The sequence below is a fragment of the Chryseobacterium daecheongense genome (genome assembly GCF_003729955.1).
Lineage (GTDB): Bacteria > Bacteroidota > Bacteroidia > Flavobacteriales > Weeksellaceae > Chryseobacterium > Chryseobacterium daecheongense.
Genome location: NZ_RJTX01000004.1, coordinates 730,815 through 742,204, shown reverse-complemented (window position 1 = coordinate 742,204; position 11,390 = coordinate 730,815). Strand labels below are relative to the sequence as shown.

Annotated in this window: 7 protein-coding genes; 5 read left to right on the top strand and 2 right to left on the bottom strand. The window is 37.0% G+C overall.

Going from position 1 to position 11,390, the window contains the following annotated elements; translation table 11 throughout:
* Window positions 1–21: 21 nt before the first annotated feature.
* From EGI05_RS16745 to msrA, 5 genes are all read left to right on the top strand, one after another.
* Window positions 22–1,221, top strand: a complete 1,200-nt coding sequence (locus tag EGI05_RS16745; RefSeq protein ID WP_123264161.1) for a PepSY-associated TM helix domain-containing protein — start codon at window positions 22–24, stop codon at window positions 1,219–1,221.
* Window positions 1,221–3,335, top strand: a complete 2,115-nt coding sequence (locus tag EGI05_RS16740) for a TonB-dependent receptor (protein WP_123264160.1) — start codon at window positions 1,221–1,223, stop codon at window positions 3,333–3,335. The genes EGI05_RS16745 and EGI05_RS16740 overlap by 1 nt, the downstream gene beginning before the upstream one ends.
* Before the next feature lie 48 nt (window positions 3,336–3,383).
* On the top strand, window positions 3,384–4,595 hold the full coding sequence (locus tag EGI05_RS16735) for a PepSY-associated TM helix domain-containing protein (protein WP_123264159.1): 1,212 nt from the start codon (window positions 3,384–3,386) through the stop codon (window positions 4,593–4,595).
* Between the two features lie 85 nt (window positions 4,596–4,680).
* The gene (locus EGI05_RS16730) at window positions 4,681–5,649 is read left to right on the top strand and encodes an ROK family protein (RefSeq protein ID WP_123264158.1); all 969 of its coding nucleotides are present in this window, start codon (window positions 4,681–4,683) and stop codon (window positions 5,647–5,649) included.
* Window positions 5,650–5,828: 179 nt separating this feature from the next.
* Window positions 5,829–6,383 (top strand): peptide-methionine (S)-S-oxide reductase MsrA, encoded by a 555-nt coding sequence (gene msrA, locus EGI05_RS16725; RefSeq protein WP_123264157.1) that lies wholly within the window; start codon window positions 5,829–5,831, stop codon window positions 6,381–6,383.
* 140 nt (window positions 6,384–6,523) lie between these two features.
* Here msrA and EGI05_RS16720 read toward each other — a convergent pair whose 3' ends face one another.
* Window positions 6,524–8,284 (bottom strand): RagB/SusD family nutrient uptake outer membrane protein, encoded by a 1,761-nt coding sequence (locus EGI05_RS16720; RefSeq protein WP_123264156.1) that lies wholly within the window; start codon window positions 8,282–8,284, stop codon window positions 6,524–6,526.
* Window positions 8,285–8,297: 13 nt separating this feature from the next.
* On the bottom strand, window positions 8,298–11,342 hold the full coding sequence (locus EGI05_RS16715) for a SusC/RagA family TonB-linked outer membrane protein (RefSeq protein ID WP_123264155.1): 3,045 nt from the start codon (window positions 11,340–11,342) through the stop codon (window positions 8,298–8,300).
* Window positions 11,343–11,390: the final 48 nt, after the last annotated feature.

The following is an 11,390-nucleotide window of genomic DNA, read 5'->3' as shown; positions in this document are numbered from 1 at the left end:
GTTGAAGGCTAACTTTTTATCATGAGGAAGAAACATCACTATAAAAAGAAACCTTCTTTCATTAAAAAATGGTCGGCCAAACTGCATTTGTGGTTTGGTTTATCCATTGGCTTCATCATATTCATCGTTTCATTAACGGGGACCTTATATGTTTTTAAAGATGAAATACAGAATGTTTTACGCAAAGATGCTATCTATGTAAAAAAAGAAACTGTTAAAGAAAATCCTTTATCCATTGAGGTTCTCAAGGAAAAAGTAACTTTGGAGATCAATGAAAAATACCCGATAAGTTCTGTTGAAATTCCTTTGGATAAAAATAAATCTTACGAGTTTCTTTATTATGAAAAAGATAAAAAAGCCTGGAATTATTTTGATGAAGTGAAGATTAATAAACTGGTATATGTCAATCAATACACAGGAGAAATTCTGGGAATTTATAATGAAAAATATGATCTCTTCCCTATTTTAAAATCTATTCACTGGAGCCTACTTCTTAATTCCGAATGGGGAAAATATGTGGTGGGAATCCCAGTTGTGATTTTCATCTTCATGCTCATCACCGGAATTATTCTATGGTGGCCTAAAAATAAAAAAGCAAGAAAAGGGCGCTTCTGGTTCAATTGGAAAAACGTGAAGACCTGGAAGCGAAAAAACTATGACCTTCACAATGTTTTGGGATTTTATGTTTCATTTATAGCATTATTTTTAAGTCTTTCAGGGATCTATTTTGTTTATCCTTGGATAAAAAATGCCTTCAATTTTGCATTATCCAGATCAATAGACTTACCTAAAGAAAAGGAAATCAAATCTCCGGATTCACTTTCAGCAAAAAACAATTTGGTTTTTGATCTTACAGCTCAACGGACAGGTAAACTGTATTTAAAATCATCCAGTTTCAGAATTCCATTGAACGGAAAGAATAAAAAAGGAAAAGAATTAAAAAATATTCCCGTGACAGTTTATCAGAAAGAAGAAAGATTCAGTGAGAGGAATCAACTGATTTTTGATAAGTATTCCGGGAAATTATTAGCTAATAAACCTCATCAGCAATTAAACAATGCTGAAAAATATGCCAATGCTAACTATGATCTTCACACAGGATCTTATTTCGGGTTATTGGGTAAAATCATTTGGTTCATTGCCGGATTGACCTGCACTTCATTACCTGTAACCGGTTTCATGGTATGGTGGGGGAAAAGAAAAAAGGATAGAAAAATATAATGAAAAAAGCTCTTTTATCGGTAGCCTGTCTGGGAACAGTGGTTACTTATGCTCAAATTAAAGACAGTCTTCAGACTCAAGATGTAGAGGAAGTAGTATTAACGGCTTCCAGAAAAAAAGAAAATATCAAAGAAGTTCCGAGTTCTGTTACCATTGTGGGTGAAAAACAAATTCAATCGCAATTGACTGTTAACTCCGATATTACAAGCATTTTACAATATACGGTTCCGAGTTTAGCGACAAGTTCGGGACAAACTTCCAACACTGGACAAACCCTTAGAGGACGTCAGGTTTTAGTTCTTATTGATGGGATTCCACAATCTACCCCATTAAGAAACGGAGCAAGAGATTTAAGGGTGATTGATCCTTCTGTTATCGAAAGAATTGAAGTGATTAAAGGTGCTTCCTCCATTTACGGGAATGGTGCCGATGGAGGGATTATCAATTATATCACAAGAAGAAGCCAGTCCGATAAAAAGATTTCAGGTATCTCGCAGATTGGCATTACCGGGCAACCTTACGGAGAAACTTTAGGCTTTAGAGCGAGCCAGCTGTTGTCTGGAAAAATTACTAAGAATTTGGATTATGTTGCTTCATTAGCCTACGAAAGAACAGGCTATATGAAAGATGCGGACGGAGTCAATTTAAGTCCTACCTACAGTCCGGCCAAAATGGATAACTATAATGGAATGTTGAAGTTAGGATACAATATCAATGATAACCAAAGAATTGAAGCCTCATATATTGGCTATGCTTCAAAATCAGATCTGGATTTAGGCTTAAAAACAGGGAAATATGGTGTCACTCCAACTATTGGTGAAGGAAGAGGATTGAATCTGGATACAACACCGCAGGGAACGCCAAGAAATCACAACTATAAAATTAGCTACGACAATAAAAATCTGTTCTGGAACACTTCACTGAATGTGAACCTTTATTACCAGGATTTCAGAACGGTATATGGATACAGTGATACATTCTTCAACGGAGGCCAATCCAATGTCATTTCCAAGAAAAAAGGAGCACGATTGAATTTTGACACCCAATTGTGGAATGCCCAAAACTCACAGGGTGAAGTGATCTATGGAGCGGATATTCTTAATGATCAAACTGTTCAAAAGCTCGAAGACGGCCGTTACTGGACTCCTGATATGGATATGACCAATATTGCTCCTTTCCTTTTGGTTAAGATTGATTTATTGCAAAAATTAACTATTAAAGGGGGACTCCGTTATGAAAATATGAAAGTGAAAGTAGGTGACTTCAATACCCTTTCCACTCTTAAAGCGGACGGAACATTCACTAAAAGTATTTTTGTAAAAGGTGGCGATCTTGAATACAATGCACTGGTAGGAAATATTGGAATCCGTTATAACTTCGAGCCTTATATCAATTTATTCGGAAGCTTTTCTCAGGCCTATTCCATCAATGAGTTAGGAAGAATTTTAAGAACTTCCACTTCTGATACCATCACAAACCTTGAAACGAAGCCGATTATTGTTAATAATTATGAATTAGGGGCAACAGGGCAAATCGCGAAATGGCTGAACTATGAGGTAACTTCTTATGTGAGTACATCAAAGTTAGGAGCTACATTCATTCAAAGCCCGGACAGAGCATTAACGATTCAAAGAGCTCCTGAAGTAGTTTATGGAGTGGAAGGATATTTACACTTTACCCCGGAAAAATGGATCAATTTCGGAGGAAGCTACAGCTGGATGGAAGGTATTACTTCATTGAAAGACGATGGCGATTATTCTGCAAAGATTAATAACAGCCGAATTTCTGCTCCGAAAGTTCTTGCTTATGTTCAGGTAAAACCTATCTCTTCATTATCCGTAGGATTGGATATGCTTCATGCTTTCAAACAGGATAGATTTGATCCTAATGCCAAAGGATTATATGTATATGGTGAAGGTGAAGTTCCCGCTTATACTGTATTCAATTTCAAATCAACCTATGAGGTAAATACAAACTGGAGACTTTCTTTAGGTGTTGAAAATGTATTCAATAAAATGTATCAGCCCGCTATTGCATGGTGGGCCGCAAGAGACAGCGATTTCACCAATTCGTTAGGAATGAGAGGAACATTCATGATTGAATATAAATTTTAATAAGTCTAAATAAAATTAAAACTTATCTTTGCAACACTTTAAAATCGCATGAAAAAAAAACATCATCATAAAAAGAAACCAAGCCTTTTTAAAAAATGGACCGGAAAGCTTCATTTATGGTTTGGGTTAGGCATTGGTTTTTTAATTTTCATTATCTCTATTACAGGAGCATTATATGTTTTCAAAGATGAAGTTGAAAATTTTACCCGAAAAGATGTTATCTATCATCATGAACAAAATATAGACCAGAAACAGATTCTTCCCATCCGCGTTTTGGAAAGATCTGTTGCGGAACAGGTAAAAGAAAAATATCCCATCCATTGGGTAAATATTCCCATTGATAAAAAGATGTCCTACATGTTCTATTGGTATGAGCATGACACAACAGCCTGGAATTATTTTGATGAATTCCCGATTTACAAAGTTGCCTATGTAAACCCCTATAACGGAAAAGTTCTGAGAACATACGATGAAAAGAACGGTTTCTTCAATATTGTAAAAATGATCCATTGGAGCTATCTTTTAAAACAGGAATGGGGAACCTATGTTGTTGGAATTCCTGTCATCATCTTTATTATCATGCTGATTTCAGGAATCGTTTTATGGTGGCCTAAAAATAAAGCGGCGAGAAAGCAGCGCTTCTCATTCAAATGGGAAAATGTTAAAAGCTGGAAAAGAAAGAATTACGATTTGCATAATGTCTTAGGATTTTATGCTTCTATTTTTGCTTTGATCTTTTCGATTACCGGCTTATTCTATGCCTTCTTCGTGGTTCAGGCTATGATTTATTATCTTTTTTCAGGAGGAAATACTGTTTATCCGGATTTCTCTCACATTAAAACAAAGGCACCAATAGAGTTAAGAACAGAGACCACGTTAGACAAAATCATCAATACTGTAAAAGAAAAATACCCGGATTCCTATGGATTTTCCGTAGACCTTGGTCATGAACATATGGATGATCATGAGCATCCTAATTTTGAAATTTTTGTAAAGCATCTTTCCTACTCTTATCATAAAAACAGCAGTCTTATCTTCGATGAAAATTCAGGAGAATTACTTCATACCCATGATCCGAAGGACAAAAATTTCGGAGAGAAAACAGTGGCAGCCAACTATGATATACACGTTGGAGCCATTTTAGGACTCCCTACAAAGATCATTGCATTCATTGTGAGCCTCATATGTGCATCTTTACCTGTCACCGGTTTCATGATATGGTGGGGAAGAAGAAAAAAGAAAACTGTAAAAACGGCATAAAACTTTTTTTAATAAAAATTGAGTTAATAATTTATTAATACAATCTTTTTTATAATTTTAACCCTTTAGAATTTAAGAAATAGAAATGTCATTAGTAGATTTGTCAAAACAGGTTGCATTAGGTATTGATATCGGTGGAACCAATACTAAATTCGGATTAGTTAACCACAGAGGAGAAATTTTAGTTAAAGGTTCCATACCCACTGACGAATTTGATACCCCTGAAGCCTTTATTGATGCTCTTTACAATAAAATTCAGCCTTTGGCCGATGAATATTGTGAGGGTAAAGAGTTTGAAGGAATTGGAGTAGGTGCACCCAATGCCAATTATTACAGAGGTACTATTGAGCAAGCACCCAATCTGCCGTGGAAAGGTGTTATCAACTTTGCCGATATGATGACAAAAAAGTTCGGAAAGCCCTGCAAAATGACCAATGATGCCAACGCAGCCGCACTTGGAGAAATGATGTATGGAGCCGCAAGAGGCATGAAGGATTTCATCATGATCACTTTAGGAACCGGCGTCGGAAGCGGAATTATTGCAGGTGGACATTTGATTTACGGACATGACGGATTTGCCGGGGAACTAGGACACACTATTGTAAAACCGGGAGGTAGAAAACATTGGAGTACCGGTTCAGAAGGAAGTTTAGAAGCCTATGCATCTGCAACGGGAATTTCTATTACTGCCAAAAAAATGAGGGCTGAATTCCCGGATTCAATGCTTAATCAATATCCGGAAGAAGAAATAGATTCCAAAACCGTTTTTGAATGTGCGAAAAAAGGAGACCCGACTGCTATTGAAGTTTTCAGATATACCGGACAAAAATTAGGAGAGGCATTGGCGAATTTCGTTATGTTTTCTTCACCGGAAGCTATTCTTCTATTTGGTGGAGTGATTAAATCCGGAGATTTCATTTTAAAACCTGCCAAACTACATATGGAAAGAAACCTTCTTCCGATCTTCAGAAACAAAGTGAAACTGGTATTCAGTGAACTTGACGAAGCGGATGCAGCCATCCTTGGAGCCAGTGCTTTAGTTTGGGAAAAATAGAAATTTATACACAAATATAAACCCGACACATCATTGCATCAATGGTGTGTTTTTTGTTGTGAAGCAGAGAATCAATCATATAAAAATGAAAAAGTTTTTCTTACTTTTGATTGGCTTTTTTCATCATTCTCTGCAATAGTTAGAATAAGAAAAGCAATAAATAAAATAATCAACCAAAAATGGATAACAATAATTTAGAGCAAATTACCTTCGGTGGCGGATGCTTTTGGTGCGTAGAAAGCTGCTTCAACATGCTGAAAGGAGTGAAGTCTGCTATTTCAGGATATTCCGGAGGACACAAAGATAATCCCACTTATGAGGAAGTTTGTACAGGAGAAACCGGTCATGCGGAAGTGGTACAGATTACTTATGACCCGGCAATGATTTCTTACGAACAATTAATGGATGTTTTCTTTTTCCTTCATGATCCTACCCAATTAAACAGACAGGGCAATGACATCGGAACGCAGTACCGTTCGGTCATTTATTATAAAGATGACGCGGAAAAAGCAAAAGCTGCAGAAGCAATTGAAGTGTCTAAACAATCTGGAAGATGGCAGGGAACTTATGTGACAGAACTTACGAAATTCGACAAATTCTGGCCAGCTGAGCAATATCACCAAGGTTATTACAATGAAAACCCGACACAGCCTTATTGCAGCGCTGTGGTAGGCCCGAAAATCCAGAAGTTCAAAAAGCATTTCGGAGAATTGGGTATGCTGAATGAGGAATAATCTGATAAAAATATGTACAATGTATCAAACCTTGAAGGTTTGTTTAGATAAACAGATTTAGAAGATAAATAAAAAATAAAAGCGAAGAGAAAAAATCCCTTCGCTTTTATTTACGCAAAATAATTATTGATATGAAGAAACTAATATCCTGGATTTTGTGAGAATTCTTTTGATGCATCAAGCGTTGCCTGAGGAATCGGGAAAATTCTTCTGTAAGGTTGGGAAGCTGGTTTCGCAGTTCCGGGAAGGTCAAATTTTCCGAATCTGATCATTGCTTTTCTTCTGTACATTTCCCAATACAATTCATATCCGGATTCTTTATAGAGAGTATTGGCATCCAAAGAAGTAATTGCTACCCCCGGAGCATTGTTGAATAAAGCCTCGCGGGTTCTGCTTGTCCTCAATATATTTACATCAGCTAATGCAGCCGCTACATTTCCGCTTCTGAAATACGCTTCTGCTCTCATCATATAAATTGTTCCTAATCTATACAAAGGAACATCCATTCCGCTTGTTCCGTTGTTTCCATAACCCGGGTCAAATTCAAATTTGAAGTTTCTTACCCCTCTGTTGATCTGCGCTTGGGTAAATACCGATTCTGCAGGATTATCAAAATTCAGTTCAGGGGTGAAGTCAGCTGCAAGTGTAGTATTTTTCTCTGTGAATAATTTATATACCTTAATTCTTCCGTCGGCAGTTAAATCAAAATTACCATTGGCAAGAATTTTAGGCCCGTATTGCTGACCCACCTGTAACCCTCTATTGAAATGAAACCAAGGTTTTCCTGTTCCCTCCACTTTACTTGTAGATGGTACACTTAGATCTGTTCCGTCATTTTTAAACCATGTTCCGTCATCATATTGATAATACCTGTGGAAACGAGGATCACTAAAATTCCCGTTCCATGAATAATAAAATTCAGGAGTGATGCAGGATGCATTTGTTCCTCTGTTGTCAGGAGACGGTTTCTGAATTCTTTCCATCGACATATAGGCTAAATCATTATCCGCATTTCTATTGGAATTCTTCTTCTGAACAATAGTAAAGATCATTTCCTTACTTGTATCATTATTAATATCAAAATTGTGGAAATAATTGGATTCTAAACTGAAAAGTCCTCCATTAATCAATAAGTTTGAATATTGAATAACTTTATCCATATCCGTTCCGCCACCATTTACAGCCTGTTCCGTGAAATTGAATGTACTTGCAGTTTTGTTCTTTAAAACTGCTCTGTTCAGGTACATATCTGCCAGTAAAGCATAAGCTGCTTGCTTTGTAAATCTTCCGGCGTGTGTATTTTGGGTTTTAATATCGGCAAGATTAGGAATAAGTCCTTCCACTTCTGTAATTAAGGCATCAATGGTAGTTTCCGCTTTTTTTACTTCAATCGGGGCATTGATATTATTCGGATCTCTGTAAGGAGCCTGCCCAAATAAATCGATCGTTGTATAAGTATAATAAGCCAATAATCCTTTCGCCTCCGCCAAAAATAAATTTTTGTTGTTGATGGTGCTTTTATCGATACTTCCGATGGCTGTTAAAGATTTTGTAATTCCCAGATTCAATTGGTTCCAGGTAGTTTTTACAACGTCACTATTGGCATCCCATGTGAATTCGTGCATGGCTCTCCATTTTCCACCATCTCCCCAGTCACTTCCTCTTGTCGGCAACATTGCTTCGTCAGTAGAATACTCCTGTAGTGCAAAAACACTTCCATGATCGACAAAAGTTCCGTCGCCAAGCTGTCCGTAAGCTGCAGCAAGGGCTGCTTCAGGATCTGCGTTTTCAGAGCCTAATACCTCATCAATTACTCTTTCATCCAGATTTGTACAGCCAATTAAAGCCAAAGCAAAAAAGGGTAGAAAGATTTTAATACTATTTAAAAAATTAGATTTCATGATTTAACTTAAATTAAAATTTAACAGTTGCTCCCAAAATGAAGGTTTTTGCAGACGGATACGTCGTATAATCAATTCCCAGAGACTGGTTTCCTCCTACCTGTTTGTTGGTATCTACAAGAGGATCATAACCGGAATAGCTGGTAATTGTAAATAAATTCTGAGCACTCACATAAAGATTGATGCTTCTCAAAAATTTCAGCTGATTGATATCGAAAGTATATCCTAGCCTTACATTATTCAACCGGATAAAGTCTGATTTTTCAAGATACAGAGTAGATAATTGAGGCTGATTAGTGAAGCTTGCTCCTGATTCATAAAAGTTCTTTAAAACATTTCTGTCTGATGCTAAGTTGTTGATATTTAAATCTAAAGCTGTATTATTTACCAAGTAACCTCCTGTTTGTCCGATGAATGAAAATGCAAAATCAAATTTTTTGTATTTCATATAAGAATTGATCCCAAAAGTGAAGTTAGGAATCGCTCCTTCGAAAATTTTCCTGTCTTTCGGCCCGATCTTTCCATCTCCGTCTACATCTTCGTAAATATATTTTCCGTTGGCGTCAATGCCCAAATAATTTAACATAAAGAAAGATCCTGCTTCATAACCGTTTCTGTAAATATTCGCTGTAACTCCTGAAAGTCCTGGCCCTGAAACCTCTCCCGAATAAATCTCTGAAACCGGAAGATCTTTCACCACATTATTTACTGTCGCTCCATTTATGTCAAGATTCCACGTGAAATTTTCATTTTTTATAATTTCTGACCCTAATGAGAATTCAAATCCTTTATTTACGATTTGCGCATCAACATTTTTCCAGATTGTACTTGTTGGGCTTAGTGCACCTGAAGGAATATTTAAAATAGGATCTTTTGTTGTTTTGTTGTAATATTCCAGTGAACCATACAATTTATTTTTCCATAAGCTGAAATCCGTACCGATATTCGTTTGCTCCACAACTTCCCATTTCAGATCCGGATTGGCTGTTCTGTTTACCGTAACCCCATTGATCAGATTTAAATTATCATATAAATAATATCCTGAACCCTGGGATAACGAGTAACTTGCCTGTGTAATTTTGTTCGGAACCTCCTGGTTTCCAGTTTGTCCCCAGCTTCCTCTTAATTTTAATTCATTAATAATATTTGAATCTTTTAAGAAATTTTCATTTGAAATCGTCCAGCCGACAGCTACAGAAGGGAAATACCCGTATTTGTTATTCAGCCCGAAACGCGTAGAACCATCGGCTCTTAATGACGCTGTTAATAAATATTTTTTATCAAAATTATAATTTACCCTCCCGAAATAGGATTGCAATTCGTTTTCCTGAGCATAACCCGCTCCCGGAATAAATGCTTCTCCCGAATATCCAGGATTGATTTCCGGTGGAACTCCAGTTCCTTGTCCAACGAAGTTTCTCACTCCGAAATAAGTTCCTGAAAACTTGAATTTCTGATATGAGAAGCCTGCCAGTAAATTGAATCCGTGCTTATTTACATTAAAATCATAAGTTAAATAATGTTCCAGCAATACGTTTAGAGATTCAAGGTTTGCCTGTGTGTAGGCTCCTTTCGGAGTTCTGTCTGTAATGTTCGGATACATCGTTGTGTTTCTCTCCGACATTGTTTTATCAATCCCCAAATTGAATTTATAATTCAGTCCCGGTAAGATTCTTAGTGTGGCTTCGGTATTTCCCAACACTCTGAATGTATTGGTTTTATCATTATAAACACTCAATAAATATAACGGATTGTAGTGAGCGTTCATATTAAAGTTCGTATACATACCGTTTTCATCATATACGGAACGTGTAGGATTCGCCATTAAGGCATGGATAATCACCTGTCCGTCAGATCCAGCGTTGGCACCATTTGGAATCCCGGTTTCCTTGATATCACTTGCTGTAAGATTTAGTTTAATCTTTAATCTTTTGTTATCGAAGAAAGATTCTTCTGCATTCAGGCGGGCTGTTGTTCTTCGGAAATTGCTGTTCAGTACGATACCATCCTGATCCATATGAGCAATTGATGCAAAATAATTTCCAGTTTCCGTAGATTTTGAGAATGAAACCGAATGATTTGATGAAACTGCATTTCTGTAAATTTCATCCTGCCAATCAGTATTTCCGCCATGATCGTAAGATTTGTCTATTCCTGCAGCTCTGTATTCATCTGCAGTTAATAAATCTAATTTTTTAATCACAGAGGAAAAACCCAAATATGTATCATACGTAAACATCGGCTCTCCCCTTTTTCCTCTTTTTGTCGTTACCAAAACCACCCCATTGGAACCTCTCGCTCCATAGATTGCAGCTGCAGAAGCATCCTTTAAAACAGTGATGGATTCAATATCACTTGTATTTAAAAAATTTAATGGATTTTTTGCCTGAGCATTTCCTAAACCAATATTCGGACCTGTTGCACTTACCGCATCATTGCTTAACGGAACACCGTCGACAACAAATAATGGAGTACTTCCGCTTCTGATGGAACCAATTCCCCTGATCGAAACATTCACCCCGGCTCCCGGTTCACCGCTCGACTGAACGATACGGACGCCCGCGATTTTCCCCTGCATTAGGTTATCAACAGAGATATTCATTCCTTCTTTGAAATTTTCAGTTTTCAACTGACTTACAGCCCCCGTTAAATCAGATTTTTTCTGAGAACCATACCCAACCAAAGTTACTTCTTCGATGGAAGTTGTTTCTTTTTTAGACGTAAGACTAACAGAAACTGATGTGCCTGAAATTTTCACCATCTGTTCTGTATATCCGTCATAAGAAACAGATAAGGTTTGTCCGATATTTGCCGAAATACTGAAATTCCCCGCCGCATCCGAAGTAGCAGTTTCACCCGTTTCTACAACCGTGATTTTTGCGCCTTCTACCGGTTTGCCTTCCTGATCCTGAACAACACCCGTGATCGTTTCATTCACCTGTGAAAATACAGGATGGCTCATTGTAAGACCTTCAGCATTAACCTGGTTTGCCACCAAAAATATTAATGCTATAGGAATTAGCTTTTTAAACTTAAAAAAATTAATTTTGTGGTACATATCATTAAGTAAAGTAATTGCAAGATGTTACATTGCTTAATAAAAAGC